Genomic DNA, 21139 nt, shown 5'->3' with positions numbered 1-21139 from the left:
CCCCATACCCCTACTCCCGCAGCACGTAGCCCACCCCACGCACGGTCTGGATGAGGCGCTTTTCCCCTTGGCCTTCGATCTTGAGGCGCAAATAGCGAATGTAGACCTCGATGATGTTGGAGTCGCCCATGTAGTCCAGCCCCCACACATGCTCCAAAATCTGCTGGCGGGTGAGCACCTGTCGAGGGTGTTCCATCAAGTAGCGCAGCAGGTCGTATTCTTTGGCTGTTAACTCCACTTGCCGCTCTCCCCGAGTGACCTCCCGCGTTACGGGATCCAGAATCAGATCCATGAACACCAACTGGCCATCGCGGGATCGCCTCGGCTGCCGCAAATAGATCCGTATCCGAGACAGCAGCTCCTGAATGCTGAAGGGTTTGACCACGTAATCATCCGCCCCGGCATCCAACCCCGCTGCTCGATCCGACACCTCATCTCTGGCGGTCATCAACACCACCGGCACGCGGTTGCCCGTTGAGCGCAGTCGCCGACAAATTTCCAAACCTGAGATGCCGGGCAACATCCAGTCCAACAGCACCAAGTCGGGGTTTTGGTCGCAGGCTGCCCTCAACCCGGCCATGCCATCGCTGGCTACGCTGACTCGATATCCCTCACAGGTCAGCTCCGTTTCCACAAAACGAGCCAGCTTAGCTTCATCTTCGATCACCAGAATGTGGGCAGAAGAGGGTTCAGGCTCTGGCATACGCTCTCTTGCTGAATCCAAGGAAGACGCCGAAAAACTTGCTCATTGCCCCCAAGCATATCTCAACCGTATGGATTGGCAGTCGAGATGACTGAATCCGTCCTAGCCTGCAACAGCCTTGTGGAATTGCCTGGGGTTGATATCAGCAAGTGCTTTGAGTTATTCAAAAGGCATTCATGTACCTTATCACCATGAGTATCCTAAGCCATGACCCTCTCTCCTGTTCGGCTCACCCCGCCCCTACCTCCCATTCGATGGGAAAAACTGCCGGAAGACTTTCCCTTGCCGGATGAGCCTGTGGAAAGCACCTTACAGCCCCTTTTGGCTGCTGCTCTGCGTGAGGCATTGGAACTCGCTCAGATGATCCCTGCCCAGGCTTTGATCGCCTCCAACTTTGGCCTTTGCAGCACTGTCGGGGACAAGGTGGTGGTGAAAGCCCCCGACTGGGTTTATGTGCCCGCAGTACAGCCGATTCCCGAAGGAGAGATCCGCCGCAGCTATACCCCACACTTAGAAGGGAATCCCCCGGCGATTGTGATGGAATTCATCTCCGAAACCGAGGGCGGCGAGTACTCCATCAATCCCCACTATCCCTATGGAAAATGGTATTTCTACGAGCGCATTTTGCAGGTGCCTGTCTATGTAATCTTTCATCCCAAAACCGGTGAGCTGGATGTCTACCGCCTGGAGAATGGCCGCTATACCCCTGTATCGGCGGATGAAAACCGTCGCTACTGGATCCCGGAGATCGGCTTGTTTTTGGGGGTGTGGCGGGGACAAAAAGCCGAGACCAAAGCCAACTGGTTGCGGTGGTGGACTGCCGATGGGAATTTGCTCCTATGGGGAATCGAACAGGTAGAGCAGGAGCGGCAGCGGGCCGAAGCGGCAGAAGCAGCCCTCGAACAGGCCCGTCTGGAACAGCAGCGCCTAGCCGCGAAATTGCGGGAGTTGGGCGTGGATCCCGAGGCAATAGCCGATTGAGGGCTCTCCTAGTAGGTGCGCCCGCGCCAAGAGCGGGGTCGGCTGAGAGCAGACAGGATCACCCGCAAGACTGCCAAGGGATCCGCCAGAGGCGACATCCAGAACGTCCAAGGGGGATCCTGATAGGAGCCGCGAATGCCCAGCAGTACACCTAAGCGCAGAATCAGTAAGCCTAGGTTAAGCCCCAGCAGCACCTGCTCCGTCAGGGAAAAGGGAAACCCCATCCCGGCTTTGCCCAACAGCCCTACAACCACCGGCCCAGGGATCCCTTGGGTGAGGACGAGGAGAGCTATATCCCCCCACAACTGGGCCACAGGGGTGGCATCTTTCAAATCGAGGGATCGGCCCCACTCTCGCCAAGTTTCGCCAAAAGAAGTGTACATGCGCACCTTGAGCAGGTGCCGACCGTCGTAAAAAGCTACTTTAAAGCCGGCTGCCGCAATCTGCCGCACCAAGGTGACATCGTCACAGAAGGAGGCCCGCGCCAGCGTGTAACCGTTCATGGCTTCCAGCACCGACCGGCGCACTAGCATACATTGCCCATTGGCCATTGTCCGTTCCGGCAGGGTGGCGGTGTCTCCGGCGGCCCCGTAGCGGTAGATCAGGGTCACCAAAAGAGCCGGCTGCAGCCAGCCTTCCCCCCAGTGCTGCAGGATAAACTGCGGTGCCAGGGTGATCAGGTCGAGCCTTTGGGCCTGGGCGGTTTCCAGCAGGCGCTCCACCAAGCCTGGCTGGGGACGGGTATCGGCGTCGATGCCCAGGATCCACTTAGAGGCCGGATCCGACTGGAGAAATCCGTAGTGCAAAGCCCAGGGGCGGCCCACCCATCCGCCGGGGAGGGGATCGTCGGTCAGCAGGCGAAAGCGGGGATCCCGCTCAGCCATCTGCAGCACTTTTTCGGGGGTGCCATCTTGAGAGCGGCTGTCCACCACCAGCACCTCCCGCAGGACGGAGCTCTGTTGGTGTAATCCTTCTAGGCAGGGATCGATGCGCTCGGCTTCGTTGAGGGTGGGCAACAACACGCTGACCAAGCCCGGCTGCAAAGGGATCCCCGGCTGACCGGGAGGCAGAGGGGAAGGGCGCCGCAAAGAGGGCAGCAGCCGCGCCAGCAGCACCGCCAGCATCGGCACTTGCATAACCAATAGACTCAGGGCGGCAGCATCTCCAGCCCAGGCAGGGATCCCGTTCATGCCAGTTCTAACCTGTAAGGGAAAAGTGTCCAAGAATGCTTGCAAGAGAAGCCCAGTGAGGACAAACTCATACTCATGGTGATTTAGCAATTCAAAATCAGTTTGGTTCCATCGTGCCTGTGCCCATTCCCCCTCAAACCTGCCGGGCTCTTCATGGATGTCTTCATCCGGCTCAGCCACAAGGGATCCCCTGTTACAGTTGTGAAATTGCACAGTGAAAGGCTCAACGCCGCGATTGCCCGCGAGGTACGGAAAGAGCTAAGCCAAATTCTCACCGAGAAACCGGGGCATTTCTTGTTGGATCTTAGTCAGGTTAGCCTGATCGACAGCATGGGGTTGTCGGTTCTGGTTTGGGCGCATCGCCATTGCCGCACTTCGGGCTATCAACTCAAGTTCTGCAGCCTGCAGGAGCAGGTCAAGCTGCTCTTCTCCATCACCGGCTTGGATGCCATTTACGAGATCTACCCCTCTGTAGAAAAGGCACTTGAGTCTTTTCCGTAGCTCTCCCTATCGGGTCAACTGAGAACCGTCAGGGATCAGCTTCTCAACACCTGGATTAGCCTAACGGTTGAAAACCTGCTCAGGGGGAGGGGTTGCTGTTTTGGTTCTCGACCGTCTGGGGCCGGTTCACCTGAGCATAAATCTCTGCTTGCTGCTGGATTTGCTCCCGAACTTGGGGCGGGGCCAGCCGGGCTGCTTGCTCAAACAGCTCAGGCGCTTTTGCCCGTAGGTTTTCATCGGTGGCGGAGCTGAGGGCTATGGCTTTGCCCAACACGGGGGTGAAATCACTGGGATCCGCCGCAATCAACTTGTCGTAGAGGACTACAGCTTTCTCAGTCTGGTTGTTGCGGGCGTAGACAAAGGCCAAGCGCAAACGTACATCATTATCTTCCGGCACTTCTTCAAGATGCTTCTCCAGCAGGGCAATGGCCTCAGAGGTGCGGCCCAGGGTTAGCTGCACATCCACCAACTGCTGCAGCACCTGGCCATCTTTGGGATCCCCCTCGTAAAGGATCTGGAGCTGTTCTAATGCCCCTTCAAAATCCCCCGTATCCTGCTGGATTTCGGCCAAAAAGGCTCGCAGTTGCCGATTTTCGGGCTCCAGTTGTACCAGCTTCTTCAGCGGCTCGATTGCCCCTTGCGGCTCGTTGAGCTGCAGTTGGGTGTCGATCAACCCCCGCAGGGCAATGGGGTTATCCGGCTCCCGCTCCAGCACGACGCGATAGCCGTCTGCCTGGGCCCGCAGTTGCTCGGTTACCAGGCTGGCCTCTGGGGATTCGGAAGGCCCGAGGGCCTGGAATAGCGGGCCAAAGGAGAAGCCCAAGAAAGTTACCGTGCCCACCACCAGCAGCAAAATGTTGAGGAGCTTGCGGGCTGGGGATTCTTGGGGTTTGGACTGAGGCATAAAGGGCTCGCGCAGAAGACTCCTCTGTACTCTATCATCGGCGCCGGGGCAGGCTGCGGGGTGAGGTTACCCAATACCCAAAACTTTTGAAAACAGCATCCAAGGGGAGGGCAATGCCGTACTGAATTTAGGTAGTGCTGAATCTTTTTGCCACCCCTCACTCCCTCTTAACCATGCGGATCACCTGTTACCCCGACAACCTCACCTTGGAAGCCAATCCCCTGCTCACGGTTCTGGAAAATCTGCTCAAGGCGGGGGTGCGCCATGTCCATGCCTGTGGGGGCAATGCCGCCTGCTCCACCTGTCGCATCCTGATTTTGGAAGGCAGCCAAAACTGCCGCAGCATGACTCCTGCCGAGAAGAAGTTAGCTCAACGGCTAGACCTTCCTGTACATATTCGTCTGGCCTGTCAAACCCGCATCACTGGAGATGTCACCTTGCAACGGCTGGTGATCGATAAAGCAGATGTGGAAGTAGCTCAACATCAATTGCAGGCCCATTCGGTCGGCAGCCAAGTCACCGCCGCCATTCTCAGCGCTTCCCTGCGGGGGACGGCCAACTTCGACGAGGAGAACTTTCCCTACGATGTTGTCTACACCTTGGGTCGCTACTTCGCCCAAATGGGGGCCTTGGTGCAGCAATATGGGGGAGTACTGGCCAACCAGAGCGGGCTGAGAAGTCTGGCTTTGTTTGGTCTCAAACAACCCGAGCTGGCCATACAGCAGGCGCTGCAGGCGGGGTTGGCGCTTGGGCAGTCGGTGGTGGAGTTGAATAGGTGTTTGCGGCAACTCTCCTACCCGCAGGTCAAGCTTGCCATCGGGATCCACTACGGCCCAGTCCTTTTGCTGCCCCTCGATCCCCAAGATCCGCAGCGGTTGTCCGCCTTCGGGAAGTCGGTTCAGTTTGCCACCTGGCTGGAGTCGGTTGAGGATGTTTCGCAAGGGGGGGAACAGTCTGAGGAACAGAGCTCCCGGTTGCTCATCTCGGCAGCTGTGTATCGAGCCGTGGAAGGGCAACTCCTGCAGGTGGAGCCTCTTTCGGTGAAACCTTTTCCCAACGCCAAACCCATCCGAGTTTACAGGGTGCACCCTGACCAAGTTAGCTTGCCGACTGGCGAGGAGCAAGCTCCAGAAGCAGCCAAGCCCGAACCGATTGGATGGCTGGAAGCGCTCCGGGAATGGCTACAGGCTTGGTCTCGTTTTTGAGGGATCCCTTCAGCTAGAAATCGCAGGAGCCCCGCACTGTACCCGTAGGGTCAGTGTCGGGAGGAATGCGGAAGTTATGATAGAACCATGACCCAAGTCCTGACCGTCTCCTGCAAGCTCAAGGTGTCCCAGTCGCAAGCCGCAAAGTTGGATGCGACAATGGATGCCTTTGTGCAGGCGTTGAACTGGGTCAACCAAAACACACCAGAAAAAGTAGTCAACGCAGTCAAACTCCAGTCCCTTTGCTATTACCAGATTCGCGCTCGGTTTGGCTTGTCCAGTAACTTGGCAAGGACTACGTCCCGCTTACGCGACCAGCAGGTCTGCAGACGGCTGGCCGGTGCCCGTAAAGTTGCCCGACAGAAAAACCGTCCGGTCAAAACGTTCAAGAGAGGCTTTGCGACCTACGATGCTCGTACCTTTTCGTTCCGCAAGAAAGACTGGACGGTGTCGCTGACCACGGTGGAGGGTCGAGAACGCTTTGAGCTGGCGATTGGCCGTTACCAGAGAGAACAGTTGGCGGGCTCCAATCCCAAATCTGCCACTCTGGTCAAGCGCAAAGACGGTTTCTACTCCATTCAAATCTGTGTGGAAACGGAGCCATCCCCACCGCAACGCACGGATAGAGTGCTGGGGGTGGATTTGGGCAGGACGGATATTGCTCATACAAAGGACTCCGTCCCGCTTGCGCGAACGGAAGGAGATAACTGGCATGGACAGCAGTTGAACAAAGTCCGAGACCACTACTCGCGGTTGAGGGCGGTACTTCAACGCAAAGCCAGTAAGGGCACCCGCAGTTCGCGGCGCAGATGCAGAGAACTGTTGCAACGGCTGTCTGGCAAGGAGAGACGCTTTCAGTCGCGTCAGCGTTGCGTAGCAAAAACGTGGGTCAATCATCGCATCTCCAAAGCTATTGTCTCTAGGGCAAAGGCGACAAATAGCGCTATTGCTCTGGAAGACTTGACAGGGATCCGGGAAAGGGTCAATCAACAGCCACGCAGCAAAGCCGAACGGCGCAGGGCCAACAGTTGGGCGTTTTATCAACTCCGTCAATTTTTGGAGTACAAGGCTCTGCGTGCGGGGGTTGCTCTGGTTCTTGTTCCGCCTGCCTACACGTCGCAGACCTGCCACCGGTGTTTGCACATTCATCCCGACCCTGAACAGTCCTACCGCAGTGGAAAGAAGTTTAAGTGTGGACACTGTGGATGGGAAGGGGATGCGGATTTGAATGGTGCGAATGTGATTGCGCTTTTGGGGGCTGCTGTAAACCAGCCTAGAGGTCAAGCCTACGGCTCGCTTCGCGAACGTGGTTGGCTTGCCAACTGCAGGGCTACCGTTCGCGCCAGCGGGCCGGAGGCCTTAAGCCCGCCCTGTACTGCGAAGCAGTCAGGGTTGGGTAGTTTACGCAAAAACGCCATCCCTTTGCTGCACCTGGGCCCTCAGGTAGGGGATCCCCACCCGATGGCAGTAATCTCCAAAGCTCTCGCCAGGACGGCGCTCCTGCTTGTAGGCCTGCAGGAGAACTCTCATGAGCGGCACGATCTGGCTGATGTGTACCCGATCCTGAAACACTTGCGCCAGGCGATCCCCGCGGGGGCTGGCTCCCAGCCAAATCTGGTAGTAGCCATCGGGGGCGGATCCCACCAATCCCAGCTCGGCCAGGTAGGGTCGGGCACAGCCGTTGGGGCAGCCGGTCATGCGCACCAAAAAGGGCGAATCCTGCAGATCCAGCTCCTGCAACAGCCGATCCAACTGGCGCACCAGCCCCGGCAAAGCCCGCTCCGACTCGGTAATCGCCAACCCACAGGTGGGCAGGGCAGGGCAGGCCATCGACAGCCGCACCAGTTGAGGGATCTCTTCTTTGGAGAGCACCCCGTGGGACTTGAGGATCTGGTTGATGGCCTCCCGCTGGCCATCCTCGATGTCAATAAAGATCACGTCCTGAGTGGGGGTCAGCCGCACGTGCAGAGAAAAGGCTTCCACAATCCGGCGCAGCGCCGTTTTGAGCTGCCGCTCTGGGGTGTCCTGGATGCGGCCATTTTCAATGGAGATGCCCAAAAACCAACGGCCATCCCCCTGCTCGTGCCAGCCTAGGTAGTCGTCGCTGTTGGGGACAAACTTGGGCATGCGCCGGAAGGGCAACAACTTCTCCCCCAGGTACTGCTCGACCACACGGCGAAACTTGCGGATCCCCCAGTCTCTCACCAAGTATTTCAACCGCGCCTGCTTGCGGTCGTGCCGGTTGCCGTAGTCCCGCTGCACAGCCAAAACCGCTTGGCAAACCCGATACACCGCCTCCGGCGGGGCAAAGCAGAGCTTCTGGGCCAGCAAGGGCTGGGTTTCTTCCTTGCCGTGAGTGCGTCCCATCCCGCCACCTACCACGATGTTGAAGCCCTTCAAGTTGCCCTTGCGATCCGTGAGCACAATCAAGCCCAAGTCCTGGGAGTACACATCTACCGTGTTTTCCCCGGCTACGGCGATGGCTGTCTTGAACTTGCGGGGCAAATAGACGGGGCCATACAGGGGTTCTGGCCCCTCCAGGCGCACCCCGTTGCCCACAAACTGCTCTGCTTCCCGCACTTCCTCATCCACCGGTGGGATGGGAACCGGCTCCCCATCCACCCAGATCTCGTAGTAGGCAGAGGTCTTCGGAGCCAACAGATCCGCCAGCTTGCGGGCATACTCTTGGGCATAGCGATAGGCAGGGCGATTTTTGTAGGGGGCAACCGGTGCCATCACGTTGCGGTTGACATCGCCGCAGGCGGCCAGGGTGGATCCCATCTGTTTGAGAATGCTGGCTATGGTGGCCTTGAGGTTTTTCTTGAGGATCCCGTGTAGCTGAAACGTCTGCCGCGTTGTGGCTCGCAGGGTGCCATTGCCGTACTCATCGGCCAGCCGATCCAAGGTCAAATAAAGCTGCGGGGGCACGTGTCCCCCTGAGATGCGGGTGCGCAACATGATGGAATAGGCCCGCTCCAATCCTTCCTGCTTCCGTTGCTGCCGCAGATCCCGGTCATCCTGCTGGTAGGCGCCATGGAACTTGAGCACCTGCACCGCCGCCTCGCTGAAATGGGTGGTGTCTTGGGCCAGCTCCTGCTGAAGGGGATCCCGTAGAAAGTGGCTGTCTGCCTTGATCTGCTCCACCTTGGAGCGCTTGGCCTCGGATGGGATCATGGGGGGCATTGGTGATCTCCGGTAAACCGGTCGGAATACTTGTGAATAACAGGCTATCACCTCCCTTGGGCGGCGTCCAGTTGGAAAAGTCAGCCTCCTATCCGGGTTTTGTCCCAAACCCGCAAAACTTGTTATTTGAGTCAGCTGGAGATGTCGGCGCTTCTAGCTGGCCAGGGCTAGGCGGGCACCATACTCCTGCACCGACCACAGTTGCCAGGCACAATTCCCCTGCAGCTCCAAAACCAGGTCGTGGTAGGCCAAGAGGGTGGGACGATGGCCGACGCTGATGTAGGTGGTGTTCAGGTGTTGCAGCTGCAGGTAGAGCAGTTTTTCGTTGGCCACATCCAGGGCGCTGGTGGCCTCGTCCAAAATGGCGTAGCGGGGCTGGGTGATCAAAATGCGGGCAAAGGCAAGACGCTGCTGTTCCCCTAGGGAGAGAGTGCTGGCCCAGTCTTTCTCCACATCAAAGCCGCCCACCCGCTCCGGCAAGTCTCCCAGGTTCACCTGGGCCAAGACTCGGATGAGATCTTCATCGGTGAGGTCTCGGCGGCGTTTGGGATAGAGCAGTTGATCCCGCAGGGATCCCAGCAGCATGTAGGGCTTCTGGGGCAAAAAGAGCATCTCCTGGGTATCTGGGCGGGCGATGGATCCCTTGCCGTTGGTCCATAGGCCGGCAATGGCCCGCAGCAGAGAGCTTTTGCCGCTGCCGCTAACACCGACAATCAGCAGCCGTTGGTCGGCTTCCAAGGCGAAGGAGAGATCCCGAACCAGGGTTCGTTCTGAATTGGGGGTGAGCAAAGTGACGTGGTTTAGCGCCAATTGCTGGGCAATGCGAGTTTGAATGTTGCTTTCCCGAGCGCCGGTGTGGCGCAGCGCCGGATCTTCCAGAGACTCGTGAAAGGAGCCTAAGCGGTTGATCCCAGCGGCAAAACTGGAAATGCTTTGAATCTGGTTGGCCACAATGGAGAGGGCGCTCAACACCTGGCTGAAGGCAATGGTGGCCTGGGTGATGGTGCCGAAGTCTCGCACGCCGCTGAAATAGAGGGGAGCCACGATGACATAGGGCACAATGCGGGTGAAATAGTTGTAGGCGTATTGGAAAATATCGATGATGGCCTGCCAGATGATCAGCAAATTAAAATTGCGCAAGGCCGCACCAAAGCGATGCAAAATTTGCCTGAGTTCTTGATCCTCTCCCTGGTAGAAGGCAATGGACTCGGCATTATCCCGCACGTGCACTAAGCTGTAGCGAAAATCGGCTTCGTAGCGCAGTTGATCGAAGTTAATTTTGATCAGCTTGCGACCAGCCAAAATGGCGATGGCGGTACCAATGGTGGCATAGACTACCAGCCCCAACGCCAACGGACGAGAAATGCCGTAGAGGATGCCGGTGAAGGCGTAGAGGGTGAGAATCGAGTCAAGGATGTCCAACAGGAAGGAGAGGGTGGTGCCGGTAAAGGAGCGGACATCCTCTGATATACGCTGGTCGGGGTTGTCGATTTCGGTGTTGGCGGCGTTGGAATCCAGCTCGTAGTAAGCCCGCTGATTGAAGTAGCGATCCAGAAAATGATCGGTCAGCCATTCTCGCCAAAACAGCCCTAGCTTGAGGCGAGTGTAGCGGTAGATCACCAAAATGGGAATAGCTGAGATAATCAGCACTCCATAAATAATCAAAAACTGCCAGAAAGTGGGCTCTTCTTTTTGCTGCAGAGCTGTGTCGATAAACCGAAAGATAAAGCTAATCATCACGTTCAGCCGGTTTACCGTCAGCGACAGAAACAGCAAAAAGGTGAGCAGCGCCCACTGCAACCAGCGCTGGCGAAGCTGCCGCCACACTGCCCCAAAACAAAGGCTGCTCAAAGCCAAGCTGACCGAGGCCACCCACAGCACTGGCGAGGACAAGTTTCTCTCCGTTTGCGCCACCAATCCGGCTGCCACATTGGTGAAAAACTCCGGGAACAGGGCCTGACCGACCAAAGTTACCCCAATCTCCACAAAGAACATCAGGGCAACCACAAACACCATGGCCGCTGCCAGCAAGCCCAAAAAGATCCAGCCCCCATAGCGCACTCTGGGGTAAAAGTAGGGCTGGGCCACGGTGATAAACCGATCCCACAGTTTGCGGTCGAAGTTAAATTGAGAGGCTTGGGATTCCATTGTTGTGGTCGGCGGAGAGAGCAAGATCGACATCTCCCAGGCTAGCAGGCCATGGGTGCCAATCTGTGTTCAACAGGAGCGGATTCATTGGGGGTGAAACGCGGATCCCCCTTGTCCCATCCAAACCGTCTTGGCTCTGGGTCTTGCTCACCCACACACCCCTTGCTTAAAGCCAGTGTCCCTTCAACCTTGCAACCGGCTTTGCCAAGCCGATTGGGCCGCCAGCCACACCGTCTGAACCGGCACGTGCAATTCCTGGGCGCGGGCCACACAATCGCGAAACTCCGGCTGAGCGTTGACGATGCGGCCATGGTGGCGGGCTACCTTGATGTCTACCAGGCCGTAAGGGGTTTCCACCCGCTCAATGACCCGCTCCAGTAGGGTGCGCTGCTGTTGGAAGTGGCGAATGCCCAGGGTGGTGGTCTCCCGGAAGATGAGATCTTGACACTCCGGCACCCGATCCGGCGGACAGATAACGGTGAGCAGGATCCCCGGTCGCCCCTGTTTCATGGTGATCGGCTGGGTAAACACGTCCCAGGCCCCCAGGGCCAACAACTGCTCGCAGGTGTAGGCAATCACTTGGGGGTTGAGATCGTCGATTTGGGTTTGCAACACCGATACCGTTTCCGTTAGCTCTCCCCCATCGGCTTCCCCAATCCAGAGACGAAACACGTTGGGAATGGGCAGCTCTTGGGCACCGGCCCCACGCCCCACTTTTTCCACCCGCATCAGCGGACAGGGGCCAAACTCTTCCGCCAACGCCACAGCCAAGGCTGCTCCTGTGGGGGTCACCAGCTCGGCTTCCACCCCGTTGCTGAACACCGGCACGCGGCCCATTTCCCACAACTCGATCACCGCCGGCACCGGCACGGCCAATTTGCCATGCTCTGTGCTCACCCAGCCGCCCCCAATAGGATGGGGGGATGACAACACCCGCTCCACCTGCAGCCAATCCAGGCCGATGCAAGTGCCGACAATATCCACCAAAGCATCCACTGCCCCCACTTCGTGAAAGTGCACTTTTTCCACGGGCACTTGATGGACTTTTGCTTCTGCCTGCGCCAACTTTTCAAACACCGCCAGGCTGCGGGTCTTGATGGCTGGGGAAAGCTGGGATCCGGCAATCAAAGCCTGAATCTCCGACCAGTGCCGAGCAAGGGATCCCCCACTCTGGGATCCCAGCACCTCCACCACAGCTTGCAGAGCAGGCTGCCCACACCGCTGCACCCGGCTCACCTGCAGGCTATATTCCCCCTCGATGCCCAACGCCTGGAGCTGACGGTTGAGGTACTCCAAAGGCACCCCGCAATCCAGCAGGGCTCCTAGACACATATCGCCGGCAATGCCCGCCGCACAGTCGAAGTAGGCTATTTTCATGCTGGAGAACTGGGGGTAGCCGCTGCCGCCGGGATGGATGGGATCCCTCTTGATTGTAGGCAGCAACCGGCCTGGAAAAGGCGATGGGAGAAGAATCAAGCTTCTCCAGAGTCGGAAGATTCAGAAGATCGGGCAGCAGATTCCCGCCACTGTTGGATGACGTTGCCCAAATTGCGCCGAAACTCTCCAATGCCCAGCAGGGATCCGGGCTGGGGATCCCAGGAAGCTGAGAACACACCGTAGCTGATGCCCAAAAAACCAAGGCCAAACAAAGTTAGCGACTCCGCCAAGGTGAAGTAAGGGGGCAGAGGAACCACGTGGTTGGTCAAGAGATAGTAATTCACAAAAAAGCTGCTCAGACCTAGCCCCGAAGGGATCCCAGAAAACACCAGAATCCGCCGCACCATCCGCCGGCTGACCTCAGGGGGAATCACGGCAACAGGCTCCTTCTTGGCCGGCTTCTTCTCCACCTCAACAGAGGCGGAGGGGGAGCGACGGCGAAAGGTTTTGGACTGGCGGCTGGATTTGCCCACGAAGACAGATCTCCGATAGCGTTTTGGATGGGCTGCCTACTTTTTCACCCGGATGTTCAGCCGTTCGGCCAGCTCCCGGAAGCGGTCAGGAGAATGCTTGGCGATGTAGTTGAGCAAACGCTTGCGACGACCGATCATCATCAGCAGGCCGCGGCGGGAGTTGAAATCCTTCGGGTTTCTCTGAAGGTGCTGAGAGAGCTGGTTGATGCGACTGGTGAGCAGAGCCACCTGAACCTCGGCAGAACCGGTGTCGGTGTCGTGCAGTCGATAGCTCTCAATGATCTGCTGCTTCTCTTGTTGCAATAAGGACATAAGATCAAGGGACTGGATGCACTGCTTCAAGATAATAACATCGGCTTTTCCTCCCTCGCTATGGCCGAGGAGGGTTATGGAGAGAATGGGATATGACAACAACCTCTGGGGATCCTCCGGCACTGCCCGCTTTGCTGGAGCTGTTGAGCTCACAAGACTTGGGAAATCGGCTGCGCGCTGTCAACAAAGCCAGAGAACTGCCTGGGCCAGAAGCCCTGACATTGCTGCAGCGAGCGATTCACGACGAGAATGCCCGCGTCCGTTATGCTGCCATCAGCCAGATGGGCACCCTGTCTGGCGTCGATCCGAACCTACTGTTGCCCATTTTGCAGCGCTCTTTGCGAGAGGATCCGGAGTTCGATGTGCGGGCTGCTGCCGCCGCTGCCCTGGGGGATCTCAAGCAGCCACAGGCCCTGGCCGATCTCCTGGAAGCTTATCGGCGAGAAACGGAGTGGCTGGTACGGTTTAGCATCATCGCTGCCCTGGGAGAGCTGGGGAACCCTGCCGCCTTCGACACTCTGGTGGAAGCTTTGCAGGACAAGAGCGAGCTGATCACCACAGCCGCTGCCGCTGCCTTGGGCGATCTGGGGGATCCGCGGGCCATCCCCTACCTGGATCCCCTCATTGATTCCGACGACTGGCAACTGCGCTACCGCGTCTGCATTGCCCTGGCCAAGTTGGGAACAGAAGCCGCTCGCGCCGGACTGACCCGACTGGCCCAGGATTCCCAAGAACAGGTGGCCGTACATGCCCGGGCTGCCTTGGGATCCCTGTAGTTCCCTAGCTCATGGCATTGATGATGTAGTCAAAGTAAGGGGCGGCTTCAGCGGCTGCCGCCGGCTCCAACAAGCTGAGGGCAGCTTCCTTCAAAAAGACAATCGCATCGATCATGCCGGCGATGGGTACGTTGAGGGCATTGTACATTTCCCGCACCCCTATCAGGCCGATAGACTCAATCGGCTCTTTGCTGCCGGCAATAATGCCATAGGTCACCAGACGCAGATACCAGTCGTAATCTCGCAAACATTGGTTGTAGCGCTTGTCACCGTAGGCATTGCCACCGGGTTGCACATACTCGGGCCGCTTGGCGAATAGCTGCTTCTGGGCCTGGTCAATGATGCGCTTTTTGTTTTCTGCTAACACCTGAGCGATTTGCAAGCGCCTCTCGCCGGTGGTCATGTAATTCCTGATGGCTTCCAGTTCGCTAACTGAGAGGTAACGCAGCTGGTCATCCGCGGTCTCGATGATCTGGTTGATCACGCTCACGGTAGGGATTCTCCTGTTTTCTAACTTGCTTTCAATTCGGTTCATCAATTCGCAACCCATCCCCCCAGCCCAAGGTCGGCCCAAGAGATGAGCAGGTAGCTCGGCAAGCCAGCGCCGCCGGCTGCTCCCAGTTTAGGATAGGGCAAACCTTCCCTCAAGCACTTTGGCGTGACTCCATCTCGAGACTGGCCCTAGATCCGGCCTCGCAGCCATTGGGCCATCTCATTGCGGCGTGGGGCAGCCTCCAGACACACCTCTTCGGTAATCCGCCCCTCTTGGTAAAGCCTAAACAGGGATTGATTCATGGTACACATGCCCTCATAGGAGCCGTCGGCGATCAGCTCCTCAATTTCATCCACCGCCCCCCGCTTGATGTAGTCGCGAATGGCATCGGTGTTGCGCATGATCTCGTGGGCCGCAGCTCGCTTGCCATCGGTGGTGCGCACCAGGGTTTGAGCGATGATCGCCACCAGGGTTTCTGCCAGTTGCAGGCGCATCGGCTCCTGTTCTTCCGGCTTGTAAATCCCCAGCAGACGCTCGATGGTGCGGACGGCGCTGTTGGTGTGCAGGGTTCCAAAGACCAAGTGGCCCGTCTGGCCAGCCTTTAGGGCAATATCCACCGTCTCTCGATCCCGCATCTCCCCAATCAGGATGATGTCCGGATCTTCCCGCAGAGAGGCTTTCAGGGCATTGGCAAACTCCAGGGTGTGGATCCCGACCTCCCGCTGCCGCACCATCGATTTCTTGCTCTGGTGGACAAATTCGATGGGATCCTCGATGGAAATGATGTGTTTGGGAAAGTTGGAATTGATGTAGTCCACCATCGCTGCCAAGGTTGTGGACTTACCGGATCCGGTGGGGCCGGTCACCAAAACCAAGCCTTTGTGCTCTTCGGCAATGCGCTTCAAGACTTCCGGCGCCCGCAACTGCTCCAGCGTCAAAATTTTCAACGGGATCAGACGCATCACCATAGCCGGGCCAAGCAGGGAAACAAAGCAGTTGACCCGACAACGCACCAAACCCTCGTACTGGATGGCGGTATCCAGTTCCAAACATTCTTCAAACTGGCGAATTTGGTTCTCCGGCAGGCTTTCCCGCAGCCAGCCATAGAACATCTCGGTGGTGGTGACCGGGTAGTTGGTCAAGAGCATCTGCCCCCGATCCCGAAAGCGAGGCACTTCCCCCACCCCCAAATGAATATCGGAGTAGCCTTTGTCATAGGCTTCCTGCACCAGTTGGCGCAGAGTCAGGCCCGCAGGAGTAGCCGGGGCCACTGGGATCCGACCGGCAGCCGTTGGGCGAGCTGGTGGCGCAAAAGGCGGAGCGGCAGGATTGGGGCTGGGCGGCGGCACTGGAGGCCGAGCAGCAGCCGGGGTGGGCGGGGGCATCTGAGGAGAAGCGGCAGAGCCCGGCACAGGCACCGGTACCTGAGGGGGAGCGACAGCCACACCAGGCGGAAGGGGCCGACCCAGAATGGGGTTGGGGGGGCTTTTGGCGTTGACAGGCCGGGATCCCATCCCTTGGGAAGCTGAACCCAGCACCGGATCCAGTTGCGTTGGGGGCTCCACCGGGGGCGTTTGAGCAGCCGGACGAGACGGACGCTGCATGACCGGCGGAGCCGGGGGCTGCCAATTGGAGTCCAAATCGGTGGGAAACTGGTTTTCGGGGCTGACCTCGCTCATGACAAGCCTCGCTTCTGGCAGGGTTTGAGTCAATCTTAGGCTAGTATTCCCAGCCTGAGCAGAGGGTTAACTCAACCCAACCACCGGCAAAGCTCCGGGAAGCTCCCTAAAAATTGGACGGATGGCGAATAAGACTCAAAAACTCCTCACGGGTACGGGGATCCTCTTGAAACACCCCCACCATCGAGCTGGTGACCGTCCAGGAGCCAGCTTTCTGTACCCCCCGCATCACCATGCACATGTGGGTAGCCTCGATAACCACCCCCACCCCATAGGGATCCAACACCTCCATCAAGGCTTCAGCAATTTGCCGTGTCAGGCGTTCCTGAACCTGCAGGCGACGGGAGTACATCTCGACGATACGGGCAATTTTGCTTAGGCCCACCACCTTTTGCTTGGGGATGTAGGCCACATGGGCTTTGCCGATAAAGGGCAGCAGATGGTGCTCGCACAGGCTAAACAGAGAAACATCCCGCAACAGCACCATCTCGTCATGGCCCTCATCAAAGATGGCACTGTTCAGTAGCTCCTCCAAAGACTGCCGATACCCACTGGTCAAAAACTTCAAAGCCGCAACCACTCGTTCCGGGGTTTTTCGCAGCCCCTCCCGTTGGGGATCCTCCCCGATCCCCCGCAGCAGCGTCTCCACCGCCGCCACCATAGCCGGATCTGAGACATCCGAGCTACCCAATTCTTCTTCCGCAAAAGTGGCTCGATCTCGAATCACCCGAGACTTGAAATGGGCTTTGTCATCCATTCGAGATTGCGAGCCAGATCCGGGTTTTGCAAGGGTCATAGCAGGATATTCCTTGTTGAACGAAAGGCTAAGAGAACTCAGTGCAACTCAGCTCAAGGGGCATCCAGTCAAAAGCTGCGATAGCCAAAACCCTCCCAAGTCACGGGCAACCCCAAACCAGCCAGGTCTAAAAGGCTCCCACCGCAGGCATGAAGGTGAGATCTTCCACCACCGCGCCTGTGGGCAACCGAACAATGTAGGCAATCAAATCGGCTACCCATTCCGGCGAGAGCATTTTGGAGCGGTCGAAGTTGACTCCCACCGTGTCCGTATCCCAGAGGGACGTGTCCACGGCACCAGGGCACAAGCTGGTGACCCGAATGCCATGCTGTCGCTCCTCTTCGGCCAGAGCTTGAGAAAAGCCCATCAGGCCGAACTTGCTGGCACAGTAGGCTCCCCAGTTGGGAAAAGCTCGCTTGCCCGCAATCGAGATGACGTTCACAATCGTGCCGAAGCGCTGCCGGCGCATTCCGGGAAGTACGGCTTGGGCGCACAGAAAAGCTGCCGTCAAGTTCAAGTCGATCACTCGCTGCCAATCCGACAAGGGTAAGGTGGCCAAGGGGCCAACATGGGCTATGCCCGCATTATTGACCAAGACATCGCAGACGCCAAATCGATCCAGGAGAGCCTGCAACTGCTGGGGCAGAGCCGCTAGGTCGGCCAAGTCGATGGGAAAAATCGCTGCCTTGCCGCCCTGGGCTTGGATTTGGGCTTGCACCGCCAGCAGATCAGGTTGGGAACGGGCCACCAGAGCTACTGCTATCCCTTGTCGAGCTAGGGCTAGGGCTACAGCTCTGCCGATCCCTCGACTGGCCCCTGTAATCAGAGCACGTTCGGGAAACTTTGTCTCAAAACTCATTTAGAACAAGCCTCTGGAGTGCGCCACACAAGCAAGCGCCGCCCAGGCCTGAGAAACTTCGTTAACTAAGTTTAACACTGATTTTCCGCTGCTTCGCTTGGAATCAGGGCGAGGCGTAGAAACCTTATTCTGTCCTGCTCAAGATCTGGCTGCTGGCTGTTGGATCTCGATCCGGTTGGACGGGATCCGGGGACATGGTAGTGTGGTAAAAATAGTGAAAATCTTTTGCAACAACAACCGTCATGGCTGAGTTCTTGTTTTCTCCAAGTCCCACTGCCGTGCGCGAGGATCCCTCCTACATCCTTCAGCTCGAGGGCATCAGCAAGGGGTTTCCCGGCCAGCGGCAGTTGGTTTTGCGGGAAGTTGAGTTTCGCCTGCCCCAAGGAGACATCCTCGGCATTGTGGGCCCATCGGGCTGTGGGAAAACCACCTTATTGCGCACCATTGCCGGATTTGAGCAGCCGGATAGCGGGCGGATCCTCCTGGGGGGGCAGGTTGTGGCCGGGGAGGGGCAGTGGATCCCACCGGAGCGACGGGGAGTGGGGTTGGTGTTTCAAGATTTTGCCCTTTTTCCCCACTTGGATGTGTTGGCGAATGTGATGTTTGGCCTACGGCCCACTGTCGTGAATGGCCTACGGTTCACCGGTGTGACCGCGTCAGCGTTGCGCAGCGACCCTCGCTCTCCCCTGGCCGAGTTGCCAAATCCGTCTCAGCAGGCGCGCGAACGAGCTTACGAGGTGTTGCGGTTGGTGGGCCTGGAAGACTACACCCATCGTTATCCCCACGAGCTTTCGGGTGGGCAACAGCAGCGAGTGGCTTTGGCGCGGGCTTTGGCCCCCAAGCCCAGCTTAATTCTGTTGGATGAGCCCCTGAGCAATTTGGATGTGCAGGTGCGCTACTACCTGCGGGAAGAAATCCGCAAAATCCTCAAGCAAACCCAGACCTCGGCCATTTTTGTCACCCACGACCAAGAGGAGGCTCTCTGCCTTTCCGACTGGGTGGCGGTGATGCGGGAAGGCCGTATTGAGCAATGGGGATCCCCGGAGGAGGTCTATCGGGAGCCGGCTACCCGCTTTGTGGCAGAGTTCATTACCCAAGCCAACTTTCTCCGCTGCGAGCGGCGGGAGTTGGGTTGGCAGGCTGAAGAGTTGCTGCACATCCCATTCCAGGCTTTGAGGAATCAGCCCGACCCCGGTTTACGCTGCGCAGAGTTGATGGTTCGCCAGGAGGAGTTGCATTTGCACCCTGATCCTCAGGGAGGCATTGTCATTCGGGATCGGCAGTTTTTGGGACGAGAGTACCGCTATTGCCTGATCACAGAGACCGGCAAAGAACTGCACGCTCTGGCGCGGGAAGCTCTGCCTGTGGGCACGCGGGTTCAGATCGCTGTCAGACAAGGTCGGCTGTTTCCCCTCTCTGAGGGGCCATCTGTGGCTGAAAAAGAGCCAAATCGGGCAAAAGGCAAAAGTGTTGCCTGACATCGAGGTTCTTTTGCACACCCTCGGCAACGCATCTTCCCCCCAGAACACGCAAGCCCTTGCCCCAGACAAGGCTTAGACCGGCAAGACGGTGGTTCATGCCGGCGGCTCCCTCTGGAGCGACAAACTGGGTAGGCTGTTGGTGGAGGATTCGATGCCAAGCTATGCAGGGATCCCGCATCGTGGCAGGCACATCGGAGAACCGGATCGCCATGGCGGAGTTCCGGGTGGGCGTGGATGCGGTCATTTTCTCCATCGATACCGAGCAGAATCGCCTTCTGGTGCTGCTGGTGCGGCGGCGGGAGGATCCCTTCCGCGGTTGCTGGGCTCTGCCGGGAACGCTGGTGCGGCGCTCAGAATCCTTGGAAGCAGCGGCTTATCGCATCTTGGCCGAGAAGATTCGTGTTAGGAACCTCTATCTGGAGCAGCTCTACACCTTTGGGGGGCCGGAGCGGGATCCCCGCGAGGCCGAGGATGCCTATGGGGTGCGCTACCTGTCGGTCAGCTACTTTGCCCTAGTGCGGTTCCAGGATGCTGAATTGCTGGCGGACGGAGTGGAGGGCATTGCCTGGTATCCCGCCGACCAGATTCCCCCCTTGGCCTTTGACCACGAAGAGATTTGCCGCTATGCCCGCCGTCGCCTCTGCGCCAAGTTGGAGTACAGTCCGATTGCCTTTGACATTTTGCCCGCCACCTTCACGCTAGGGGAGGTCTACCAGCTCTACGGCACCGTTTTGGGCGAGGGGTTCTCCGACTACTCCAATTTTCGCGCCCGCCTACTGAAACTGGGTATCTTGCAAGATACCGGCCAGAAAAGTTCCCAAGGAACAGGCAGACCGGCAACCCTCTACCGTTTTGATGCGGCTGCTTTCGAGAAAATCCGTCATAAGCCGATGGTGTTTGTCTGAAGGCCGTCTGAGGGATCCCGGCTCGCCAAGGCCAAGCTGGCCAGATCGGTTGGTATAGATTGGCTTTTATTCAAAGGGAGTTCCATACATGACCACCTAGACAAAGGTTTATGCCTTGATCATGGTCATTTCAAGTTAGGCTGAGACACTTCCCAACTACTCCGCGTCGCTTCCACAACTATCCTCAACCCCTCTTCCAATGGAACAGTTTCATTCCTCGTTAAAATGACTACAGTCGTTTCAGGTTAGGGTGAGACGCCTAGGCTACTGAGAAAAGCTTTCTAGCCCTTTGCATTATTGCTCCGCAACGCTGACGCGACCAAGGTTTTAGGTGTGGGTGCAGTGTCCTAGTTTGAATCAAAGTGACCATATAGGATAGGAGCAGCCTGGTCATGACGCACTCAACTATCCCGGGAACCTTGCCAAGACAAATCTTTTGATGGATGCCGTAGAAGCCTGCTTCAGCACGGCTCAGATGCTTTCGGTGCCGTCCCCAAACTGCCTAGCGCTGCGGTTGGCTGAGCGAAGGTCTCAGGCCGGGATCCCAAGGGACAGTTCCTTTGGCGAACGCTCCGTGTAGTAGCAATGGAACAGGCTGAGGTCACCAGCAGCTTGGGGGCTGTGCTAAGATCAGAGACCATGACAGGTGTTGTTTCAGGAGTTCTCCAAGCATGTCTGCAGCAATAGATATCGCTGATGCTACCTTTGAGGCAGAGGTGCTGCGCAGCGATATTCCAGTTCTGGTTGATTTTTGGGCACCTTGGTGTGGCCCCTGTCGGATGGTGGCTCCTGTGGTTCAGGAGATAGCTGAGCAGTATGTTGGCAAAGTTAAGGTTGTAAAAATCAACACCGACGAGAACCCTCAAACTGCCAGCCAGTACGGTATTCGCAGCATTCCCACCCTGATGTTGTTCAAGGGCGGCCAGAAAGTGGATGTGGTGGTTGGCGCCGTACCCAAGGCAACTCTAACCACGATTTTGGAAAAGCACTTCGACACACCTGCCGAAGCCTGAGGGCTATGCCTTGGGTGTTTCAGAATGTAACTTTTGGGTTCTGGATTAGAACCCAGCTGCCATTTTGTGCCGAGAACTGATTAAAGTAATTCCAGAGAAC

Annotated in this window: 18 protein-coding genes and 2 pseudogenes; 8 read left to right on the top strand and 12 right to left on the bottom strand. The window is 57.7% G+C overall.

The window, feature by feature from the left end:
* Positions 1-10: 10 nt before the first annotated feature.
* A complete protein-coding gene (locus ACVWYZ_RS11210) occupies positions 11-703 on the bottom strand; it encodes a response regulator transcription factor (RefSeq protein ID WP_414373777.1) in 693 nt (230 codons plus the stop codon).
* A 207-nt stretch (positions 704-910) separates the two neighbouring features.
* On the opposite strand from ACVWYZ_RS11210, the gene ACVWYZ_RS11205 reads away from it, so the two are divergent.
* Entirely contained in the window at positions 911-1684 is a 774-nt protein-coding gene (locus tag ACVWYZ_RS11205; protein WP_414408014.1) for a Uma2 family endonuclease, read from the top strand.
* A gap of 8 nt (positions 1685-1692) precedes the next feature.
* Here ACVWYZ_RS11205 and ACVWYZ_RS11200 read toward each other — a convergent pair whose 3' ends face one another.
* Entirely contained in the window at positions 1693-2874 is a 1182-nt protein-coding gene (locus ACVWYZ_RS11200) for a glycosyltransferase (protein WP_457467096.1), read from the bottom strand.
* A gap of 153 nt (positions 2875-3027) precedes the next feature.
* Here ACVWYZ_RS11200 and ACVWYZ_RS11195 point away from each other — a divergent pair, with 153 nt between their 5' ends.
* Positions 3028-3375 carry an STAS domain-containing protein gene (locus ACVWYZ_RS11195; RefSeq protein WP_457467095.1) on the top strand — a complete coding sequence of 116 codons (348 nt, stop codon included), beginning with the start codon at positions 3028-3030 and terminating at the stop codon, positions 3373-3375.
* A gap of 79 nt (positions 3376-3454) precedes the next feature.
* On the opposite strand, the gene ACVWYZ_RS11190 is transcribed toward ACVWYZ_RS11195, so the two are convergent.
* Positions 3455-4279 carry a tetratricopeptide repeat protein gene (locus ACVWYZ_RS11190; RefSeq protein ID WP_414332323.1) on the bottom strand — a complete coding sequence of 275 codons (825 nt, stop codon included), beginning with the start codon at positions 4277-4279 and terminating at the stop codon, positions 3455-3457.
* A 134-nt stretch (positions 4280-4413) separates the two neighbouring features.
* Here ACVWYZ_RS11190 and ACVWYZ_RS11185 point away from each other — a divergent pair, with 134 nt between their 5' ends.
* Both ACVWYZ_RS11185 and ACVWYZ_RS11180 read left to right on the top strand, forming a co-directional pair.
* Entirely contained in the window at positions 4414-5484 is a 1071-nt protein-coding gene (locus tag ACVWYZ_RS11185) for a 2Fe-2S iron-sulfur cluster-binding protein (protein WP_457467094.1), read from the top strand.
* An 87-nt stretch (positions 5485-5571) separates the two neighbouring features.
* A pseudogene (locus tag ACVWYZ_RS11180) lies at positions 5572-6884 on the top strand (RNA-guided endonuclease InsQ/TnpB family protein).
* Position 6885: 1 nt separating this feature from the next.
* Here the strand turns inward: ACVWYZ_RS11180 and ACVWYZ_RS11175 are convergent.
* The 5 genes from ACVWYZ_RS11175 to rpsO form a co-directional block, all read right to left on the bottom strand.
* Entirely contained in the window at positions 6886-8667 is a 1782-nt protein-coding gene (locus ACVWYZ_RS11175; RefSeq protein WP_457467093.1) for an NADPH-dependent assimilatory sulfite reductase hemoprotein subunit, read from the bottom strand.
* A 153-nt stretch (positions 8668-8820) separates the two neighbouring features.
* Positions 8821-10848, bottom strand: coding sequence for an ABC transporter ATP-binding protein/permease (locus tag ACVWYZ_RS11170; protein WP_457467092.1), 2028 nt, complete (start codon positions 10846-10848; stop codon positions 8821-8823).
* A gap of 150 nt (positions 10849-10998) precedes the next feature.
* A complete protein-coding gene (gene larC, locus ACVWYZ_RS11165) occupies positions 10999-12192 on the bottom strand; it encodes a nickel pincer cofactor biosynthesis protein LarC (RefSeq protein WP_457467107.1) in 1194 nt (397 codons plus the stop codon).
* 95 nt (positions 12193-12287) lie between these two features.
* Positions 12288-12725, bottom strand: a complete 438-nt coding sequence (locus ACVWYZ_RS11160; RefSeq protein WP_457467091.1) for a PAM68 family protein — start codon at positions 12723-12725, stop codon at positions 12288-12290.
* Between the two features lie 36 nt (positions 12726-12761).
* Entirely contained in the window at positions 12762-13037 is a 276-nt protein-coding gene (gene rpsO / locus ACVWYZ_RS11155; RefSeq protein WP_457467090.1) for a 30S ribosomal protein S15, read from the bottom strand.
* 92 nt (positions 13038-13129) lie between these two features.
* Here rpsO and ACVWYZ_RS11150 point away from each other — a divergent pair, with 92 nt between their 5' ends.
* A complete protein-coding gene (locus ACVWYZ_RS11150; protein ID WP_457467089.1) occupies positions 13130-13813 on the top strand; it encodes a HEAT repeat domain-containing protein in 684 nt (227 codons plus the stop codon).
* A gap of 4 nt (positions 13814-13817) precedes the next feature.
* Here the strand turns inward: ACVWYZ_RS11150 and apcD are convergent, their stop codons facing one another.
* The 4 genes and pseudogenes from apcD to ACVWYZ_RS11130 all read right to left on the bottom strand — a co-directional run bounded on the left by apcD (position 13818) and on the right by ACVWYZ_RS11130 (position 17640).
* Positions 13818-14303, bottom strand: coding sequence for an allophycocyanin subunit alpha-B (apcD, locus tag ACVWYZ_RS11145; RefSeq protein WP_011431857.1), 486 nt, complete (start codon positions 14301-14303; stop codon positions 13818-13820).
* Between the two features lie 191 nt (positions 14304-14494).
* Positions 14495-15820 (bottom strand): type IV pilus twitching motility protein PilT, encoded by a 1326-nt coding sequence (locus tag ACVWYZ_RS11140; protein WP_457467106.1) that lies wholly within the window; start codon positions 15818-15820, stop codon positions 14495-14497.
* 271 nt (positions 15821-16091) lie between these two features.
* Positions 16092-16661, bottom strand: a pseudogene (folE, locus tag ACVWYZ_RS11135) (GTP cyclohydrolase I FolE); the annotation flags it as partial.
* Between the two features lie 247 nt (positions 16662-16908).
* Entirely contained in the window at positions 16909-17640 is a 732-nt protein-coding gene (locus ACVWYZ_RS11130) for an SDR family oxidoreductase (protein WP_457467088.1), read from the bottom strand.
* A 242-nt stretch (positions 17641-17882) separates the two neighbouring features.
* Here ACVWYZ_RS11130 and ACVWYZ_RS11125 point away from each other — a divergent pair, with 242 nt between their 5' ends.
* The 3 genes from ACVWYZ_RS11125 to trxA all read left to right on the top strand — a co-directional run bounded on the left by ACVWYZ_RS11125 (position 17883) and on the right by trxA (position 21039).
* Positions 17883-19118 (top strand): ABC transporter ATP-binding protein, encoded by a 1236-nt coding sequence (locus tag ACVWYZ_RS11125; RefSeq protein WP_457467087.1) that lies wholly within the window; start codon positions 17883-17885, stop codon positions 19116-19118.
* Between the two features lie 212 nt (positions 19119-19330).
* Positions 19331-20026 carry an NUDIX hydrolase gene (locus ACVWYZ_RS11120; RefSeq protein WP_457467105.1) on the top strand — a complete coding sequence of 232 codons (696 nt, stop codon included), beginning with the start codon at positions 19331-19333 and terminating at the stop codon, positions 20024-20026.
* Between the two features lie 629 nt (positions 20027-20655).
* Entirely contained in the window at positions 20656-21039 is a 384-nt protein-coding gene (gene trxA, locus ACVWYZ_RS11115; RefSeq protein WP_255344546.1) for a thioredoxin, read from the top strand.
* Positions 21040-21139: the final 100 nt, after the last annotated feature.

This window comes from Thermostichus sp. MS-CIW-37, from assembly GCF_054060065.1.
This window is presented reverse-complemented; position numbering and strand designations above follow the sequence as displayed.